This window comes from Fibrobacter sp. UWB7, from assembly GCF_900142945.1.
Classification (GTDB): domain Bacteria; phylum Fibrobacterota; class Fibrobacteria; order Fibrobacterales; family Fibrobacteraceae; genus Fibrobacter.
In genome coordinates this window covers 646,824-667,492 of the sequence record NZ_FRCO01000002.1, presented here as the reverse complement: position 1 = coordinate 667,492, position 20,669 = coordinate 646,824, and the positions used below count along the sequence as shown (strand labels likewise).

The following is a 20,669-nucleotide window of genomic DNA, read 5'->3' as shown; positions in this document are numbered from 1 at the left end:
GAACCTTTAGAAATCCAAGCGGAGACCGAGCCTATGTTCGTAGCCTAAGCTCGAAGCGAGGTAGGAGAAGGCGTAATCAAAGGCGAACAAGCTTGAAGTGTAGCCAAGACCAAGGCTGAACAAGCGTGCGCTGTTTGTTTCGTCAGGTCTGCTAGACGAATTTGCCAATTCCTTGAAATCTCGTGAAATGTCGAGCCAAGTGCGCGTGAAACCGGCGCGGATGCGGAAGTATTCGCCGAGCGCATATTCTGCGCCAAGGTGCAAGTCCGGTTCTGCGTAGCGCGGAAAGTCTGTTTCGCCAAACAAGGTCAAACGCGGGACACTGCGGGGCTTGAGGAATCCGCCAACGGCGAAAGTCTGCGAAAGCGGGTACGTGTCATCGGCGCTTTCTTTGACATAGCCGCGGAGCATGGCACCGAAGTCTCTTGCAACAAACGAAAAGCCGTAGTTTTTGGAATCGGACATCCAGGTCAAACCCCAGTCAAAAGCGGCAGCCATTGCCGTCTGGTCTTCGTTATCGCCGGTCAGCTTGTCCGATGCAAACTTGATAGTGGCGCCTACGCGGATATGCTTCATCGGGTAGGCGACTGTGGCTGTTACAAGTTGGCTGAACGGTTTGTATTCGCTGCCGTTTTCTTCACCGTATTCGTCATAGCCGGTGATGGTGCCGTACGATTGCCAGTTGTACGAGTACTGTAGGATAAACTTCTGGTACTGCGTTGTGTAAGAAAGCGTTCCAACGTTGCTTGCCATTTCGCCAGTTTGCCAGTGGGCTTCGACAACGCGTTTCTTGCCTTCGGTTATCGTAACTGCTGCAGGGTTCAACTGCACAATAGACGGATCTGTTGTAGGGAGAGCTGATGCAGACTTTTCAAGAGCCGCATTGCGCGGACTGTCAAAAGTAGAGAGGAATGAAAAAACTTCTTGCCCTGCATCGTGCTTAGAAAAATAGCCAAAATCGGATGCCGGACATGCGATAGCGATAGCCGCAATTGCTGATAGTTTTTTCAATAAATCCATGGTGTAAATTTATAAAAAGTCGAGCGAATGATTTGTGAAAAAATGAAGAATGGATGATTTTTTTTGTTTATTCGCTGTGCCGAAGCCTTTACAATTCAAAAATCTTTTTATATATTTGCCCTTGCTCGGGCTACTAGCTCAGTTGGTAGAGCAACGCCCTTTTAAGGCGTGGGTCGAAGGTTCGAGCCCTTCGTAGCTCAGTAATCGGTTCCGTTCATCGGAGCCGATTTTTTTTGTATATTAGGACAAAAGTTTGTTTTTGTGAATTGCTATGGCTAAAGTTCCCTTTCTCGACCTCAAAAGTTTAAATGCCCCGTACATGGATGCCTTGAAGAGTGCTGCGTGTTCTGTTGTAGAATCTGGCTGGTACATTCGAGGGCATTATGGCGAACAATTTGAACGTGCGTTTGCTGAATATTGCGGCGTGAAATACGCTGTGGGGGTAGGGAACGGGCTTGATGCGCTTTCGCTCATGTTGCGAGCCTCGATGGAAATGGGGCGTTTGAGTGTAGGCGATGAGATTTTGGTGCCTTCGAACACGTTTATTGCGACAGTCCTTGCAATAAGTGCTGTGGGGCTCAAGCCTGTACTTGTGGAACCTGCCGAAAATAGCTATGACATCGATCCGAAGCGCTTGAAGGATGTTTGTGGCGCACGGACCCGCGCTATTCTCGTTGTTCATTTGTACGGGCGCCTTTGTGCGATGGATGAAATTTGTGAATTTGCAGACGCTCATAACTTGCTCCTTTTCGAAGACTGCGCACAAGCTCATGGGGCGCGGCTCAGCGATGGTCGTTCTGCTGGTACTTTTGGTTCGGCGGCTGCGTTTAGCTTTTATCCGACCAAGAACCTGGGCGCGCTTGGCGATGCGGGCATTGTGCTTACGAATGATGCCGATATCGCAAACATGGTACGCGCTCTCGGGAATTACGGTTCCGAACGCAAGTATGTGAACAAGTTTAAAGGCGTCAATTCCCGCCTAGACGAAATGCAGGCGGCGCTTTTGCTTGCAAAGCTCCCGTATTTGGACGCTTCTAACGAACGCCGTCGTGAAATTGCGACTCGCTATTGCTCAGAAATCAAGAATGCGAAAGTCATTTTGCCCGAGATGCCTGCAACGCCATCGGAGCATGTCTATCATGTGTTCGTGATTCGCCTCAAGAGCGAAGAATCCCGCAACGAACTGCAAAAGTTCTTGAGTGCGCGTGGCATCGAGACGCTGATTCATTACCCGATTCCTCCGCATGAGCAAGAGGCTTATGCGCACGAATTCAGCGGCGAGTATCCGATTGCAGAGTCCATGGCAAAGACGATTCTCAGCATTCCCATGAGTCCTGTGATGACCGACGACGAAGTCTCCGAAGTGATTGGTGCAATTAATGAGTTCTAGGGAAAACAAGACAAATCATCAGCCCGTGAATTTTTGGAAAGCGTTTATGGGTTCGGGAATGGTGACATTCCTGAACGCGGTGCGTGTTTTTGTCGTGAACAAGCTTTTGGCGGTGTTTCTCCCGCCAGCAGCGTTTGCATGTGTCGGGCAGTTCATGAACTTTATGACGATGGGGCAGGCGACCTCTTCGTTGGCGCTCCAGAACGGCTGGGTAAGCCTCTCGGCACAGAATAAGGACAATCTGGAACAGTTGCGTGGCGTGTGGCGCGGCGGTTTTCGCCTGACGACTTTTGCAAGTATTGCCACCTTTGCTATAGCTCTCGTTCTCTGTTTTACGGTTCCGCTTGAAAATTTCTTTCCGGGGATTCACCCGCGTCTTGTGCAGGCGGCGGTTATCTTTGCGTTACCTGGAGTTTTGGCGACAAACGTGATTACAATTTCGGCGTCCGTGATGAACGGGCTTGGGCATTACCGTCGCTGGGCGCTCATCAACATGGTCTCGTCGTTGTGGCAAATGTTCTGGGTGGCGTTCTTCCTTTACACGGAACGGCTTAGCATTCTCTCGATTGTGGCGACGCAGTCTGTGGTGGCGGGTATCTTTGCCGCTCAAATTGCAGCCCGTGCGGGCTTTAGCTTAAGTGAAATCCGTAAGACAGCTCTTGATATCCGTGCTCCGTGGTTGTCCTATGCGCTGATGGGGATTGTGCCGATGGTGCTTTCGCCTGTGGTGCTCACGTTCATGCGCTCTACGATTGGCACGGAACTTGGCTGGGATGCGGCTGGCATTTGGCAGGGTATCTGGAAAATTTCGGATTTTATGACGGCGTTTTTCTCGGCGATTCTCGGTGTGATTATTCTGCCGAAAGTTTCTGCAAACATGTCAAAGTCCGAGTTTTGGGGAATGTTCCGCCCGATTCTTGTAAAGTCCATGGCTCTCGCACTTGTGGCGGTTACAATCTTTTATTTTGGGCGTTCGCTTTTGGTTGCTATTATGCTTTCGTCATCGTATGCCGGTGCTGCCGATTACATGATGATGCAACTGCTGGGTGACTTCTTCCGCGTTGGGGGGTGGGCGCTTGGGCTTGTGCTGATTGCCCGCCGCGAAACGAAAAAATTCTTGGTACTTGAAATTTGTTCGGAATTGGTCCTTGCGTGTTCGACCTACGCATTTGTAAAACTCTATGAGTTTAATGGTCCGATGATGGCGTATGCTCTCGAAAACTTTTTGACGCTTGTCGCCTCGTTTATTCTCGTCAACAGCCTGAAATGGGGTAATAAATGACTCCGAAAGTTTCCGTAATCCTGCCTAGCTATAACCACGAACAGTATGTCGAAGCTGCCGTGCGTTCCGTGATGGGGCAGACCGGTGTCGATTTTGAGCTCATTGTCATTGATGACGGGAGCAAGGACCGTTCTCCCGAAATATTAAAGCGCCTTTCCGAAGAACTCGGCTTCAAGTATATCCATCGCCCGAACAAAGGCGTTGTCGCTACGCTAAATGAATTGCTCGCGCTCACTTGTGGGCGCTACGTTTGCTCGTTCTCGTCGGATGACATCATGCCTCCGGACAGGCTCAAAAAACAGAGCGATTTTCTGGAAGCTCATCCTGATGCCGTCGCATGCTTTGGGCAGATTGTCCCGCTGTACGACGATGGTTCGTTGGGCGAGATGGATGTGCGCTATTTGCGAAGCGTGCCCCAGGTGACTTTTGAAGAATCTTTTCTGGGCAAAAAGGCTTTGCATGGCTGTGCCGAAATGTTCGTGCGCGAAAAAATTGTGGCGTTCGGCGGCTATGACTCGCGTTACTATTTCGAGGACTATCCGCTTTATCTGAAAATCCTTTATGAGTACGGTCCGCAGCCTGTATCCAAAGATTTCGTGTGTTGCTATTACCGTGAGCATGGCGACAACATGCATGTGTTCCATGATCGCATTTACCGAGAAATTTTGCGAATTTTGCGTGACAACTATAGTTTACATCCTCTGTACAAAAAGGCAGTACGCGCTTGGAAGGCAAACTGGTTTTCTGCTGTCGCAGCCCAAAGCTCTTTAGCGGCTTTCCGCCTGATTCCGCAGGTCATCTCGCTATCTCCGCGTTTTTGGCTCCGCTTGCCCAAGCTCTTTATCCCTAAAAATCTCCTGAAGTTCTAGAATGCCCGCGAGTACATCGTGCATTCCGTCACAATCGGCACAAAACGTTCCGTAAACTTTTCGTAAGATAGCTATATTTATTTTTGTAATAATATAGATAGGTTTTTTATGTCTAAAAATCCGTTTTTATTCGTACTTTCGGCATTCCTCTTTGTGAGTGCCTCTGTTGGAGCTTCTTCTGCCTATGCGGCTGACTCTGGCGAAGGCTTGCAATTCTGCTTTTATGAAGATAAAGAAGGTAATCTCGATTATCCTCGGTTGAACTTTAGCCAAAAAAAGGAAAATGACACTCGGGCGGCAACTGAAGTCTGCTTTGATAAATGGTATGAGGCGAACCCGACCGGTTCCGAACCGGCTGATGCCAGCACCTACTTGAATAATTGGCTTTCTCAGAAATACGATGATCTTGCTTTTGTGCGCGTAACATCGAATATTAAGTTTGCAGGTCGCAGTACCATTGGCTGTGCAGAAGGTAATAACGCCTTTGAAGGCAAGATGATTACTCTGTATTCATTTCAGACTTTGTATTCTCAGATTGATCCCCAAACGAATGAGCCCTATGTCATTTCTGGACTTTGTCACTTTGGGATTATTGAAAAAGTGGCATTTATTGAAAAGTTTAGTGGTACTATGTACAATATGAATTTTGATGACGCCTATTTAAAGGCTACGGCGACAAATTCTAGTGCAGGTATCATTGCAGAAGGTGTGACTGGTATAGATGGTTCAAGAATCTTTAACGGTTATATCCATGATGTCAAGGTCAGCAATTCTGATTTTCAAGGGTCTAATGTCGGCGCCATTATGGGTAAGGGCAATACCGATATCTCTAGTGCTGAACTCCATAATGTCAAAATCGCTGGTAATACTAACGGAAATTCTTATGTAGGCGGTATTGTCGGTGATAATACGATTCGTTGTTTGCATGCGGATCAAGGGGTCATTCATCCTTGTTCAAATGCTAAAAATAATGGAAAGTCGGCTGGACCTTTTGTGCTGGAGAACGTGGATATATCTGGCACCATTGTTACGGGGCAGCAGTCTTATGTTGGCGGTATCGCGGGCTCCATTAAGCTTAATGTTCAACAGGAATATCATGACATTTCAATTAAAGGGCTTAGAATATATGGATCCTCCTATGCTGGAGGTCTGTTTGGACAAGTCTTTTACGATGGTAGTGATGATGCTTCTTTAGGTTCGGCAGCTGTAGAGCATAAGCTTTTGATTCATGATGTTTCTATCGAACACGGTTCCTTTCCAATTGTAGGTGGTAGTGGCGATGAAAACGGATTTATAAAGGCGGGGCTTCGTGCCGGTGGACTTATTGGCTATTGTGATGTGGGTAATAATGCCAACAACACAGATGGTGCTGATATTGAAATTTACAATGTTGATAATAAAATAGAAGTCCGCATTGATAATGAAAATAATATTTCGGCTGGTGGTATCATCGGCAATTTAATGAATAGTTCATCAAATGAAAATTGCAATTTGTCTATTTACAACACGATTACGGAGGGCGATGTCATTGGTGGTTCTGACAGTTATAAGATGGGCTACCTTGTGGGCGAGGTGGTCTCTACAAAGATCAAATTAAAACAAATTACAGATAATACGCACTATGGTGATAATGACTATGTTGCTGCAAAGGGAATTGGTTCTATTGATCCGAAAGATTGGTTGAATCCTCCGGCTCCTATAAATGCTACTGGAACAGGCTTAGTTGTCAAGCGAAACTTCCGTAATGAAGTTAATGGCGAATCTGCACAAACTTCTCTTGTTGCCGATGGTTCTTTAAAAAGTGGTAGCGATGGCTATTATATCGAAGATGCAACGACTTCTAATAAATATGCAAATGGTATTCTTGAAACTGTGGTATTGAATCAGTATCAGAATAATACGGGTTCGAGCGAAGAATACTTGTTCTGTGTTAAAATTTCTGCGGATAATGAGTATCTGTATTTGAAACAAATTAGCAGTAGCGAAACTGCGCCTGAAGGTTATACCTGCTATGATTATTGGTTTGATCGCAGTGGTCAACATGACCAGATTGCTGCCGGGATTTTTGACGATGCATCCTCCCGAATTCAGTATTGGCTGGATTCTCGTAATGATAAAAAAACTGCACATGTTGTTGTGGAAAGTGACCTCCATTTTGCCGGTCGCAATGTTGATGGAACTTGTAAAACAGCGAAGAATGAGTTTAATCAGTTACTGACTTTCTCTCGTCATTATCAGAGCAATTATTCTTATACAAAGGGCGATTATACCATTCAGGGTGTTGGTGCATCTGATGACGGTTATAGAGTGATTTCGGGACTTTGCTATGTTACTGATGATGACACTAGTGCGGGCTTTTTCAGACGCTTTGAAGGCGATATGAGCAAACTTGCTTTTGACAATGCCTATTTTAAAACTACTAAGTCGAATGATCACACTGGAGCTGGTATAATTGCGTCTGGATTTGGTTCAGCCTCTATCAAGGTGACTAATTCTGAATTCTACGGACTTGCTGCAGGTGCCGTATTTGGTCGCGGTGGCGGTGAATTGACGAACGTTGTTGTCGAAGACGTCAAAGTTAATGGTGAAAAGTATGCCGGTGGTCTTATTGGGTATTGGAACAATACGTTTAAGCAAAATGTGCAAATTGAACTTGCGAAAGTTGAAGCTGATGTCGAAGTTTCTGGTACGAGCCCTATTTATGCAGGTGCGCTTATTGGTTATTTAGCCAATCTTGAATATACTACGAGTCGTTCTATAAAAATTGAAAATACTTATTCAATAGGAACCGTTACAGGCGTATCTCCGGACGCAACGCTTGGTTATTTGATTGGCGCCTTTAATCAACATGATATTTTTGAATTTGATATCCAAAATAACTACCACTATGGAACGGATGATGAATCGGTAAAATTGGGTATAGGAACATTTTCTAGCGGTGTATGGGCATATCCTTCTGCTAGTACAGTTCCAACGATATACAATGGTGTAATCCGGCGTAATTTCCGCAATGCTATCGATGGAAAAATTAATGCTGCAGGAACTTTAACGGATTGGAATTATCCTTTTAGTACAGCTAGTTCTAATGGCGCACTCTCAAGGATTCAGAATGGTGCTGTTTTAGATGAACAGATGAAATCTCGCCGTATGGCAGCTATTTTGGGCGATGCCTGGAGCCAAGTAGATGGGGTAAATCATGGTTTGCCGATTTTTGCGGGCAGCGTAAGCAATAGTGATCCAATTAAGAGGGTTTCTTTCAGTATGTTTAATTGGTTCCTTGATCTGGCTGATTCTGCTCATAAAAAAATATTGTTGGATTCTATAGATGCCGGTTTGCGTTTTTATGAAGGTCGTTGGGATAATAATTCTAGTATAAACCTTTATACGAACAGTAAGGGATATCTCGATCAAGGTGATGTTGATTTTGTAAATAGTCTTTTGGATGATTGCAGTTCTTGGAATGTTTATAACTCAACTACACTATTTAGCTGGCGAAATGCAAATGTAACGAAATCCTGTGGCGAAGTCACTCAAAAGAAAATAAGTACTACTGAGCAATATACAGACCATGTGACGTATAATTATGAAACAATACGTAAGGTCAAATATTTCTGCTTTGCAAATGATCCTGATAATACTTACAACGTGTTTTTCCATCAGGTTTCTGTTGTTGCTAGCGAAACGCCTTCAGGCGAATATTGTTATGAATATTGGTACAAAGAGAATAGTCAGAATGAGGTAAATACCGCAAACTATCCAACTGATCATATATTCCCTGATGCATACAATGAAGCTCAGTATTGGTTAGGGTCTGGTCAGAAAACGATTACTCTGACGTCGAATATCGACTTTGCGGGGAATACCGATGGCGTCTGTAATGATGCTCCTAATGCGTTCAAGGGTAAATATTTAGAATTGGGCGAATATGATTATTTCAAAAGTGCAGATAATGAACGCCATACGATATCGGAACTTTGCCATGTTGATGCTGCTGATGATGTTGGTTTTGTCAAAATGGCAAATCAAAAAGGCGTGTTAACCAATGTTTCTTTTGACAAAGTCTTCTTTAATGGTAAAAGAGCAGGCTTGATTTTGGTGGACCTTACGTCGGCGGACGAAGGCGATATTACAGATATTATCGTGAAAAATTCCAAATTTATCGGCAGTGAATTTGCTGGTGCAATTGCTGGTTTTGCAGAAGGTGTGCGAAACATTCGAAATGTGATATTGGTAAAAGATACAGTAATTTCTGAAAAAACGGCTGGTGGTGCCTTTGGTTGGATTTATGCGCAATACAATTCGTTTGATTTGTATGTTGGTGGTTTGTTAGCGTATGATGTTACAGTAGTTTCTAGAAATGATGACTTTGCTGGTGGTCTTATTGGTAAGATTTCGATTGGAAGAGCCGGCGCTGAGTTGGCTTATAATGCTTTTGATGGTTCTGTAGAAGGATACAAAGCGGGTGGGCTTGTTGGTTTGATAGAAGATTATAGTGGGCAAGATGGAACTGCACTTAGTGTGTGGCAAAATTATGTTATTGGTGATGTCAAGTTTTCTAATGTTGGTGGCTTCTTGATTGCTGAAGTTTATTGGGACGATGATTACAATAATCAATACCTCTTCAAAGTGAAGGATAACTACCATTATAGTGAACAAGACGTTACAGCTCCTTTTGGAAAATTGGGTCAAACTCTGGTACAAGATTGGAAGAATTTTGATGCAAGTGCTTATGCTGATGGTAGCGTCTTTTCTTACAATTTCCGCAATGCTGTGGATAATCTTGAAGCGGATGGCGATTTGCGTTATGCTATTAAGCCGGTTTACACTGCCACGGAATCGTATTCTAACGGTGTTATTCCTTCGGAACAGATGAAGAGTCGCCGTATGGCAGCCGTCTTAAACATGGGCGCTACGTCTTTGTATTGGACTTTGGTGGATGAAGAAAACGATGGATTGCCAATAATTAAGGGCTCTACTAGTGCAGCATCGAAACCTGTTTATGCCATAAGCTTTGATTATGCAACATTCAATACCTTTGCAGATGAAACGTCTAAAAAGATTTTGAACGATGCCATTGAGGATGGCTCGCGTGTTTTGGAATACATTCCTCTATATCCCGATGGCGGTATCGTCCTTTTCACAGATGTAGATGGTAGGCTCGATCCTGATGATGTTGCTTTTGTGAAGTCGCTTATGGGTGAAGACGGACTGTGGTATGATGCGTCCTATCCAAAACTTGATGCGGATCAAGTGTATAGCTATAATATTGCATATATTCCTACTGTTTATACGTATAAAAAGGCTCTCGTGATGAATGTTGCCGTCCATGTGTGCTCAGACAATGGTAATAGCGGCTGTCTTGATGGTTCCGAAGTATTAGTTCCTAAAGAGGGTGCTACTTGGAATGGCTATTCTATCGATTTCAATGGTGTTCCTATGACAGAATACACCTTCAATTATATGGGAGGTGGTTATCCAACGTTGGTGATGAGCGATTTTAGTTCTCATTTGTATATGCTCCGTTCTCCTGATTTTTATCAAATTAACTCTAAAAACGCGACACAAAGCTCAATCCATAAGGCTGTTCTGTACAATTTTGAAGAACTGCTTGATGGTTTGACTGACAATGAAAAGAGCGATTTGGAGTCTGGAACTGTATATAACGATACCATTCATTTGTATTATGTGTTCGGTAACACAGCCCCTGAATATAAATTCCCAGTAGAGAATAAGGGAACCTCTCCTGTCGTGGTTAAGAGCTTCTTGGAAAATGCTAATGGTATGGGGCGTAAACAGGTTTATGAAACCGTAATTGATGCCAACGAAACTGTAAATGTTCCATTTATGCGCACAACGGTTGCACCGACTGATTTAGGTTATAGTCTTGAATGGAATGCTGAGTTTGGCTTGGGTTCTGTATTTAGTGGTATTCATGATGTCATTTCTACTGAAAATGATTATATCACATCTGCAGAAGACTTCTATAAAAATGGTTATACTAAATCATGGATGGTCACTGGGGCGTCTGGAAAGCCGCTGACGGTAAATGATTCTGTTTACATGGATTCCATTGTTACGGCAATTTCCACTACGAGTCTTGCGAATAATCTATCTTATTTGAAAATGGTGATTATGCCGACGGTTACGCAGCTTCATTACGACCTTGTTTTCGCTATCCCAGAAGATATGCGTGATGCTGATATTTATGTGTCTAACAAGAAAAATAAATCGACGAATAAGTTAGAACTGGATTGGTTTGATAAACTGGACGATGTCACTGCTGAAAATGTCAAGGCTCCGAAACTTCTCAATTCTGATGGCTGTCGCATTAACTGGAAACTTGAAAGCTCTAGCCTAACGCACGAGACTCTCGATATTCAGCAAGAATTGCAGTACTTGACCTCCAAGGAAGAAAATAGCCTTGCTGTGAATACGCTTGTTCCGGATATCGATAATCCTGCTTGCCCGTCTGCAAACGTCACGGTAGACAAGCATACGATTCAATTAAATCGTGATGGTGATGGAGACCTTTTTGCGGTGCAGAAACTGCCTTATCCTTCGGCAACAACTCAGGGGGCTATCGATACGATTGTCCTTAAGCATTCGTTTAAGAAAGATGCTAATGATAAATATTATCTCGATGTGCCTGTTGCGCGTGATGCTGATGGTAGTGAACTCGGTATCAAGCTTTCGTTTAAAGCGAATGCTAAGGACGGCAATTTGTTCAAGTCCTTGTTATATGATGATATGACTGGCGTAGCAGCGAACTTTGTACCGTTGCTTGAAGGCGAAAATATCGATATGAAATCGAATTTGAAAATGAAAGTTGAGTTCATTGAGCTTGTACCGGTCTATGTCACTTACGATTTGTCTTTGACTTCTGCGGCGGATTCTGCAAAAACTTATTTGCCGGTTGACGCTTCTTCAACAGCAACTCTTGAGATGGAAAAAGCAGAAGATGAAATTGAGATGTGGAGCCCGTATCGTACGGATAAGTGCTTTGCTGGTTGGTCCAATGTGAAGGCAGACGTATTTACGGATACCGACCCGCTTTGGGTTTCTCTGAATTCGTCTAATTATGCTGACTTTAGCAAAGACCTGGATAATCCAACAGCGCTTTACGCCATTTGGCGTGAATGTCCGATTACGCTTCCGATGAGAGCGATTGCTCTTAAGAGTGGCTTGGAACACGCAACGCTTGTCGTTTATCAGCCGTTTGGTAAAGATTCTTTGCGCCATGTGATTACGGATGAGAGTGTTGCCCTTGCTGGCATAGCATTTGATTTCTATGTGGATGATGTCCGTACAAAGGCTGAGGCTGGATATAGCTTGGATAATACGAGCTTCAAGGTCTCTTATGTGGATCCGGCAACCTCTGAATCTGTCGAAGTTACTCCGAGTGAAGGTGCATGGCGCTTGAAACCGGAAACTCTGCCGCAGACGACGGTGTATTCGTTCACGGCTAAGGTGACAAAGGATGAATACAAACTCGTCTTTAACGATAACTCGTCGGGCGAAGCTTACTTCGGTGATTCCTGGACTCCGCTCATGACAAAGGAATCGTTTGCAGAAGATGAAGACACGAAGAACTGGAATGTGTCGGTTAATTACAATGTTGAAAGCGCCAATACGGAATTCCCGTTTGCGCTCTATCGTAAAGGTCTTTGCATGAATGGTTATACGTTCGATGTCGATGACGATGCGAACGGCGTGTATACTGAACTGAATGAACCTTTCATAGAAAAGTTTAAAGAACTTGGCAAGGATTTGAAGAAACCGGTAAAGCTGTATGCCAATTGGTCTCAGTGCCAGACTCCTGGCGTGGAAGTGGAACTTGCTGATGCTGACAAGGGCTCTTACACGTTTACCAGAAAGTTTGATTTGGGCGAAGGCGAAGAAGCTGAGCGTTCTTACACGTTCGACTCTGACAAGATGTTCGTGCCTTCCGAAATGGGCGATATCTCGTTTACGGGAGTTTCGTTCACAATCAAGAGCGGGGCAGGTGTTGTTCTCGATGCCTCGGCTGGTATTGGTTATCGCACGGGCTCGGAATGGAGCGATTGGACGGGTAGTCTCTTGACTATTAAACCGGATATGGAAGCCATTAGACTTTCGCTCCTCAAGAGTTCTTATGAATTCGTTTACGATATGAACGCTCCTGAAGATGCGATGGTCTTTGTAAACCCGGCAATAAAGGAGCACGAATCTTATGAGCTTAATCGCTCAACGGAATCTAAGGACCTCCAGTCTCTCGATGTTTTGGGTCGTACGGATGCTTGCCTTGTCGGCTGGGCTTTGGATGCTAATGGCGAAAATATGCTAGAAGCGTTTAATCTCGATGCTCTCCGCACGCTCGATGCTTTCGAAAAGGCTCGCAAGTCTACGGAAACGTTGTATGCCGTCTGGAAAGAAAAGGGTGATGCTTGCACTCCTAAGACGTTCAAGGTCGCCTCAGGTTGGAGTGCCGAAGAAGGCGTATTCACAATATCTTACAGGTACGAAGACAAGACGTACAGCTTTGAAGTGACTGAAGATGGCGTTGAAATTCCTGCGGTTGCTGGTGTTGAAGTTGAAGTCTCGTTTGCAGGCTCGAATGCTTACCAGTTTGACAATGTTATAGCAGGTCGTGATATTGCCGGCAACTTGCTCTTTAGCATTGACAATGGTGGCTTCTTTACGGTGTCGGACGCTCAGTCGGATGTTCAGTTGTCGACGGGTGCGATCCCGACGGAATTTGCCTTTGTGTTCAATGCCAATGTAGGCGATGCTAACGTATTTGCGGGAACTGAATTTGCACATCAGGTTCCGGGAATGTTCTACGCTTATAATCAGGAATTGCCGATGGACCTCTATCGCGCCGATGCTGAATTGGTGGGATGGGCATTCAAGTCTGATGTGGGAGAAAACGACTTTGTATGGCAATCTATTAATGATCGCTTTATCGAAGAATATGAAAAGTTTGTGATGCAGTATGGCGCATCGTTCGGTACGGATACTCTCTATGCCGTGTGGAAAAAGAAGTCTATGAAAACTTACACGGTGACTGCCGATAGCGCAAACAAGGGTACGCTCACGTTTACGCAGAATGTTGGCGATACGGTGTTCTCAATCGTTGTCCCGAAGACCGGCTTGAAGGTCCCTGCAACGGACGATATTGAAGTCACAGCCCATTTTGATGTGATTAATTCCTGGACGCTCGATGAAGGCTTGCCGTTAGTCTGGACGAATGCCAAGGGTAAGAAGGAATCGACTGCAAATGATGTGACCAGGCCGATTACTGGCGATGTCAAGATTACCGCTCTTGCAACGTTCAAGGAAATTCATCTTGTGTTCGACATCCCGTCGGATAAGGGCTTGTTCTATGGTGACGACTGGAGCAAACAAGGTGACTTTGATTCGGATGATGGTAAGCTTTCGTTCCCGACGCTTGTCTACGATACGGATCGCTGCCTTGCCGGTTGGAGCATCCAGTCTGAATCCGGTTCTGCCTGGACTGACTTGAACGAACGCTTGGTGGATTCGCTTTATAAGGTTTACCCGACGATGAACGACTTGTCGAATATCAAGTTGTACGCCCGCTGGACGACCAATGTGGAAGAATGCGCGGGTAACATCACGAAGGCAACTGTCGAAATGGAACATGGCGATGTGCAGCTTGTCGAAAAGAAGGACAAGTCCACGCTTGTGCATAAGTTCAATAAGAATGGCACGATGATGTTGCCTGCTGAACTTGATGGCAAGAACTGGACGTTGAAGGCAATCCCGGATTCTAGCTACACGCTTGATTCTCTTGTCGTGATGAACGGTAAGAAGGTCGATACTGTGCTTTATGATGGCGACAAGTTGCCGAAGATCATGAAAAACGCTACGTTGAAGGCTTACTTCGGTAAGGCAAACAAGACGCCTGTCGAAATTGTGAACAAGCACTTCTCTCAGAGCGGTAACACAATCTGTGTGAACATCAAGGCTAGCGAATTCGAAGTGACGCGCGGTGTTTCTGCCAAGGTCGAACTTATCGATGTGGCTAAGGATGCTGTTGTGGTGGATACTGTGCTTACCGATTCTGCAGCGATGGCGTTCTCGGATGAAATCACGTTGCGTATGTTGCAGCCGGGCAAGTACAAGGTTCGCGTTGTGATTGGCGACGAAAAGGAAACGGACGAATACAGTCAGGAATTTACGGTCGATTCTCAGGTGGCTTCGCTTAAGGCAGAACGCTGGCAGATGGTTTCACTCACGGCGGTGGATACGTCTTTGATCCAGTGGAATGAAGGCATTTCCTTCTACTGGTGGGATGAAACCCGCGTTGGTGATTTCTGGCAGTATCATGCATATAAGCAAGGCGATGAAATTGACGCTTCTCGCGGTGTCTGGGTCAGCTCTAAGCATGAAGGCTCTCTCATGATGCGTACCGATTTCGAAGATGATGGCAAGGATATTGCCTGGAATCTCGATAGTGTAACGACGGGCTGGAACCTTGTTGCCAATCCGCATGGCTGGTATGTTGATTTGTTCAGCATGAACGAATCGGCTCGCAAGAATGTGGACGAAGAATCCGAAATCACCTTCTGGCAATACGACAGCGAAAAGGGTGAATACAAGGAAACTCGTTACCTGGCACCTTATGAAGCTGCTTGGGTGAAGGTTTCTAAGAAGACGAAGTGGAAAGTTTCTGCAGAACCGGTATATGTGATCCATTCTGTCGATGCTTCTAAAATTGATACGGTGCGTTTAGATTATCAGAAACCGGATGAAAATGCTAATAATTCGGGTAAATCTAATGCAAAGAGTGCTCTTGCAAAGGCTTCGACTTCGGACCGCTGGACTTTGCAGGCTATCCTCTCGGATAAGAATGGCAAGCGTGACTCTTGGAATATTCTGGGTGTCGGCAACAATCCGTTCGTGGCTGATGAACCGCCTACAAGTATGGGTGATCACGTGAACCTCTCGATTGTCGAAGGCAAGCGCTCTCTTGCCAAGTCTATCAAGAGTGCTAGCGACGAAACGGAATGGACGCTTGAACTCTCTGCTTCGGATGCTCGCGAAGGCTATCTCACGCTTGAAGGCGTTGACGGTGTCAAATCTCTCGGTTACCATGTGTATGTGACCATCGATGGCGTTACAACCGAAATGCAAGAAGGCAAGAAGTTGCAGGTGTCGCTCAACTCTAGCTCAAAGAAGGCTACGGTTCGAGTAGCTCGCTCTGCAAGAGTTATGGCTAAGAATGTCATCAAGGGGCTCCGTTCGTCTCAGGTGGGTAACCAGTTGCATGTATCGTTCGATGCTCCGGAAAGCCTTGCGGGTGAACGCACCAAGGTCGAACTCTTGGATGTGAAGGGTAAACTTTGGGCTACGGAATCTGCAAAGGCTGTCTTTGGCACGAATGCTGTGTCGATGAAATTGCCTAAGCAGGGCGTTTACATCCTCCGCGTTCGCGTCGGCTCTCAGCAGCAATCGCAGCGCATTCTTGTGAAGTAACACAAGCTTAGCAACACAAGCTTTATAACAGCAAAAAGCCGCTCGGTTTCACCGAGCGGTTTTTGCTTATTCTTCCACAATCTCGAACGGCACGTGTCCGAGCAGTGCAGCGTACTTCGGGAAATTCGACGGATACGTCTTGTATTTGCGATTGCGGTAGAGCTTCGCTTTCGAAGCTTTTGAAATGAGGAAAAATTCCGTGAACGCTTTCATGTAATCTGTAGCGTTCTTGGAACTGTTGAAATCGATGTGGATGCTCTTGCCCTTGACTGTCACGACGTTCGGCAACTTTTCCACTTCCGCAAGGAATGTCGGGCTATCCGCCGTCACAAGTATTTTACTTGTTTCATTGACGAGAGGGTGATGATGGGGCATCTCCTTCCTCAAAACATTCATCGCTGCAATCATCAGCTTGCGCTTGCCTTTCTCTGGCAATTCCTTAAACGTGAATTCCTTGAAATCCCCAAGCTTATTCTGGAAGCGGAACGAAATCGACGTGTAATTTTCGCCTAGCAGTTCACCGTAATGCGAAAGCTCTTGTTCTAAAATGGGCGAAGGCTTGAAAAGCTCGTTGAAGTATTTAGAGAATTCTTCGCCAACAGTATCTACGCACGAATAGAGATGGAACTGCTTGTGGCTCGAATCGAGTTGGCGTTCTAGCGCAGAATCGTTTTTAAAGTCTATTCGGTAAAGCAATACGGGCTTCGCCACTTCACAATTGTGGCTAATTTCTTTTTCTCCAATAACCCAATTTACTTTGTTTGGTTGCAATATCTCTTGCAGTTCAAACGGCGATGTGTGATAAATCTTGAAATCGAGATTATGCTCGGTGGCGAATTTGTATGCACTAGCCATTCCGCGCAACCGGTCCGTAAGTCCGCCGTGCATCCATTTGCCGTCTGCCATGAATATGAGCGTCTGGCGACTTTCGCCATCGTCGCGACTTTCGCCATTTTCTGTGTACCCATCGCGCAAATGCCTTAACTGAATCCCTCGCTCAATCAAATGGTCGTGAACGCGCTCCTCTCCGAGAACGCACCGCGCCATGCGAATAATGATTTCTTTGGGCGAGAGTGGAATCACGAAAGACCTTTCTTCAAAAGCTTGAAAAACAAAAAGCGGGGAAGGTATGAAATCAAAATTGCCATGCGGTTGCGCATGCGGATGTTCAAATCAAAGAACGTGCCAAAACGGTACTTGCGAATCTGCGCAAGAGCTCTTTGGCGGTATTCCGCAACTTCTTCGGTGTCCTGCGTGCGCATCAAGACGCTAAAACTCGCGCTCACGAGCATGCTGCGGGCTGCCTTGTAAAGAGCCTTCGACTTTGGCTTCATTGTTTCAAAAACGTTTTCGGCAATGTCGAGCAAAAGGACGATTTTTTGACGGTCTATCTGCGTGGCAAGTTCGCTTCCGGCGCGCTTGCGGTAAAAGTACAGCTTTGATTTTGTAATGGCGACCTTATTGGCGGCTAGCAAAATTTCGGGAACGACGGCGAAATCTTCGTAGATCGTTCCGGCTGGGAAAAACTTGTTTTTCCAGAGACTTGATTTGTACAGCTTGTTCCATGCGGAATAGTCAGGAACTTTGTCTTGGTACAAGGCTGTTCTAGTGGCGTCTTCAGCGGTGATGCTTGCAGAACTTGCAACCTCGACTGTTGTGCTGTCGACTTTGAACGATTCATCGACTTGTTGCTGGTTACAGCATGCGATGTCTGCTTCGTGTTCCTTTACTATGGAAATGAGCGCTTCAAGATAGTTCGGTGCTACGCAGTCATCGCTATCGATAAACGTAACGTATTCCCCTCGCATAATCTTGAGCCCCGTATTGCGGGCTTCGGACGGACCTTTGTTCGGTTGTCCGATAAGCCTGAACCTGGCATCGGATGAGGCGTAGCTGGCGGCAATTCGCGCACTTTCATCGGTCGAACCGTCGTTGATAATGATAGCTTCAAAATCCGTAAAAGTCTGTGCAACGAGACTGTCGAGACAATCCTTGATGAACGCCTCGGTGTTGTACATGGGGATTATGACGCTTACGGCTGGCATTATTTGCCTTCGACTTCGTTGACGTAACCCTTGAGCATTTCCACCCAGCCCAGTCTGACAAATTCACCCGCCTTGACGAGATCGTTTTGGGCTTTCTCGTAAGCCTTGAGAATGTTGTTGTATTCCGAAACGTCACGCATCATCTTCACATCGTGATGGAGCTTCTTTTCGAGCATGTCTTGCTTCCACTGGGCGACATCGGCGAGGCACTTGCAAGAGGTGTCAAAGTTGTCTAAATAAGCTGGCACGGTGTCGAGAAACGTCTTTTCGTACGGCTTGGCTTTCTTCTTGGCTTCTTTCACGAGCGCCTTTTGCGAAATGACGTTCTTGCGCAGTTCGTCCATGAGCCTTACAATACGGACAAAATCCACCTGCGGCCAAATAAGGCTGAACGGCCACATCTTTTTCCAGTGGAACTTGAAAATGGATTCGTGCGCGGTATTTTTGGCGCGCATCATCTCTTTGAGGTTATTGTAGATAATCTGGGAGGGTAATTTGGAAATATCTTCGCTCATACGAGAAGAATATAAAAAATAGGCGCGTAAGTTCTCTATTTTTACTTTAAATTTGCTTGATTTTTTTAAATTAAAGTTTAGATTGTTTCTGAAACGACTTTTTCTAAAGGAATACTATGGATAAAAAGAAAATGAAGATCCTCGTCGTGGCTGACGTTGTCATCCTCGTCGCTCTCATCATTATCCTGATGACGCTCAAGGGCGGCTATGAGGAACAGGCAAAGCGTACCGCAAACGAACAGGAATCGGCATATTTGGAAAAGAATACGCAGGTTCTCGTGGAACAGTGGCGTTCTGTGGACCAGTACAGCATGGCTTGGAAACTTGTTTACACCGTGCTTTCCGGTGCTAAGAGCGAAGCTGCTTTCAAGAGCGCTCTTGCCGCTATCGAATCTGACAAGGATGCTCGCTTCAAGCAGATTTCTCACCTTTACACGGGCGCTGGTATTAACGACGCTGTGCAGAACGGCATTTATCAGAAGGCTGGTCTTGCCGAAGGTACGATCCTCCTCAAGAACGAAAAGGGTACAAAGGAAGTTGCTTGCGGTAAGAATTGCGTTGTGAAGTTCAGCTATGCCAAGGGCAAGCTCAAGAACGTCGATTATAGCGCTTTGGTCCAGTACAACCTTGCAAACAGCCTCAAGATTGAAAAACCGGCTGAATACCATTTCGAATAAGGGAGAACGTCATGAATTTAAAGAATATTTCCATTGCTCTTACCGTTCTCGTCTTTGGCGTTATCGCCATGCTCTTCATGCAGAAGGGTAACTATGTCAACCAGGCTAGAGAACATTACGAAGCCACGACAAATAAGTCCTTCAAGGGTAATTCCATGGTGCTTGATTTGGTGAACAACGGCATCGAAATGAACAAGTCCACTTGGGCAATCGCTTGCGGCGCTCTCCAGACCGTGAGAACTTCTCAGGACATGGCAAGGCTCGAAGCCAAGTTCTTCCCGGCAACAAAGGGCAACATGAGCCTCTCTAACAAGACTCGCCGCTTTGAAGCCAGCTCCGCAAACGTCATTGTCGCTAACTTCGCCAAGGTCGAAGAAGACAAGAAAACGGGCGTGAAGAGCCTTGCAGACCTCCAGTCTGTGGACGTGAGCATCTTGCTCGGCAATTATGCCGCCGCAGCAGCTGCTAGCGATGAAGGTTCCGACGAAGAAGGCGCTGAAGAATAACGCCTAGCTGCGCCCAACCTTGTCATCCCCGAGTTATGCCCGCCATCGGCGGGCATCGCCTTTTTATACAGCCCTTGTCATGCCCGCCCTCGAGCGGGCATCTCCTGTTTAATATGGAATAATAGTTTCTTACTTTTTTGATACGATGTCGTGCTAAACAAGTATATATTTACCATGGGCAATGATAAAAAACTATCAAAAAAGGAGGATTCTCCATGTTTGAACCTGTCAATGGAAAATTTGAAATGCCGTCACTCCCATATGGGATGGCGGATCTTGCACCTGCGCTAAGCCAAGAAGCAATGCTGTTTCATTTTGGCAAACACTTGCAGACTTACGTGAACAATTTGAATGCGGCGCTTCCTGGGAGTGCTTTCGAAGGCAAGTCTCTTGAAGAAATCGTAAAGACGTCCGAAGGTGGCGTGTTCAATAATGCGGGGCAGATTTTGAACCATGCTATGTACTTTTTGCAGTTCAGGGCTCCGACGATGAACAATGTACCGACGGGAAGAATTGCTAAAGCCATTGCAAATGATTTTGGTTCGTTTGATCGGTTCCAGGAAGAATTTCAGACGAAGGGTGCGGGGCTTTTTGGCTCTGGTTGGGTCTGGCTTTCGGCTTTGGATACGGGCAAGCTTGTGATTACGCAGGAGGGCAACGCCCAGAACCCGATCACCAAGGGACTCAAGCCGCTCCTCACGTTCGATGTGTGGGAACACGCCTACTACATAGACTACCGTAATCGTCGTCCGGATTACCTGAAGTCGCTGTGGAGTATCGTCAACTGGGATGTTGTAAACGAACGCCTCGGCTAAAAGCATTTCTCAACAACAAAAATCGCACGGGTCATCCCGTGCGTTTTTCATAATCGCTCTTATTGCTTTGTC

At 45.8% G+C, this 20,669-nt stretch carries 11 protein-coding genes and 1 tRNA gene; 8 read left to right on the top strand and 4 right to left on the bottom strand.

The genetic code is table 11. The annotated features are described in order from the left end of the window. Positions 1-6 precede the first annotated feature (6 nt). Complete coding sequence (locus BUC30_RS08270; protein ID WP_073424393.1) at positions 7-1,020, bottom strand: PorV/PorQ family protein; 1,014 nt, start codon at positions 1,018-1,020, stop codon at positions 7-9. A gap of 127 nt (positions 1,021-1,147) precedes the next feature. On the opposite strand from BUC30_RS08270, the gene BUC30_RS08265 reads away from it, so the two are divergent. From BUC30_RS08265 to BUC30_RS08245, 5 genes are all read left to right on the top strand, one after another. Next, positions 1,148-1,220: transfer RNA gene (locus BUC30_RS08265), tRNA-Lys, on the top strand. 71 nt (positions 1,221-1,291) lie between these two features. Continuing rightward, a complete protein-coding gene (locus BUC30_RS08260) occupies positions 1,292-2,410 on the top strand; it encodes a DegT/DnrJ/EryC1/StrS family aminotransferase (RefSeq protein WP_073424392.1) in 1,119 nt (372 codons plus the stop codon). Next, positions 2,400-3,692: an O-antigen translocase gene (locus BUC30_RS08255; protein ID WP_073424391.1), complete on the top strand. Its 1,293-nt coding sequence runs from the start codon at positions 2,400-2,402 to the stop codon at positions 3,690-3,692. Before BUC30_RS08260 ends, BUC30_RS08255 begins: the two co-directional genes overlap by 11 nt. Further along, positions 3,689-4,561 (top strand): glycosyltransferase family 2 protein, encoded by an 873-nt coding sequence (locus BUC30_RS08250; protein ID WP_073424390.1) that lies wholly within the window; start codon positions 3,689-3,691, stop codon positions 4,559-4,561. Before BUC30_RS08255 ends, BUC30_RS08250 begins: the two co-directional genes overlap by 4 nt. 108 nt (positions 4,562-4,669) lie before the next feature. After that, positions 4,670-16,039, top strand: coding sequence for a T9SS type A sorting domain-containing protein (locus BUC30_RS08245; protein WP_073424389.1), 11,370 nt, complete (start codon positions 4,670-4,672; stop codon positions 16,037-16,039). A 66-nt stretch (positions 16,040-16,105) separates the two neighbouring features. Here BUC30_RS08245 and BUC30_RS08240 read toward each other — a convergent pair whose 3' ends face one another. From BUC30_RS08240 to BUC30_RS08230, 3 genes are read right to left on the bottom strand one after another with little or no spacing between them, the layout of a single operon-like run. Beyond that, positions 16,106-17,086, bottom strand: coding sequence for an O-fucosyltransferase family protein (locus tag BUC30_RS08240; protein WP_244536556.1), 981 nt, complete (start codon positions 17,084-17,086; stop codon positions 16,106-16,108). 32 nt (positions 17,087-17,118) lie between these two features. Then, the gene (locus BUC30_RS08235; RefSeq protein ID WP_083555657.1) at positions 17,119-18,084 is read right to left on the bottom strand and encodes a glycosyltransferase family 2 protein; all 966 of its coding nucleotides are present in this window, start codon (positions 18,082-18,084) and stop codon (positions 17,119-17,121) included. Then, positions 18,084-18,599 (bottom strand): hypothetical protein, encoded by a 516-nt coding sequence (locus BUC30_RS08230; RefSeq protein ID WP_073424386.1) that lies wholly within the window; start codon positions 18,597-18,599, stop codon positions 18,084-18,086. Before BUC30_RS08230 ends, BUC30_RS08235 begins: the two co-directional genes overlap by 1 nt. Positions 18,600-18,715: 116 nt before the next feature. On the opposite strand from BUC30_RS08230, the gene BUC30_RS08225 reads away from it, so the two are divergent. From BUC30_RS08225 to BUC30_RS08215, 3 genes are all read left to right on the top strand, one after another. Next, on the top strand, positions 18,716-19,276 hold the full coding sequence (locus BUC30_RS08225) for a hypothetical protein (protein ID WP_073424385.1): 561 nt from the start codon (positions 18,716-18,718) through the stop codon (positions 19,274-19,276). Between the two features lie 11 nt (positions 19,277-19,287). Then, positions 19,288-19,782, top strand: a complete 495-nt coding sequence (locus BUC30_RS08220) for a hypothetical protein (protein ID WP_073424384.1) — start codon at positions 19,288-19,290, stop codon at positions 19,780-19,782. Between the two features lie 215 nt (positions 19,783-19,997). After that, entirely contained in the window at positions 19,998-20,597 is a 600-nt protein-coding gene (locus tag BUC30_RS08215) for a superoxide dismutase (protein WP_073424383.1), read from the top strand. The last annotated feature ends 72 nt before the right edge of the window (positions 20,598-20,669 follow it).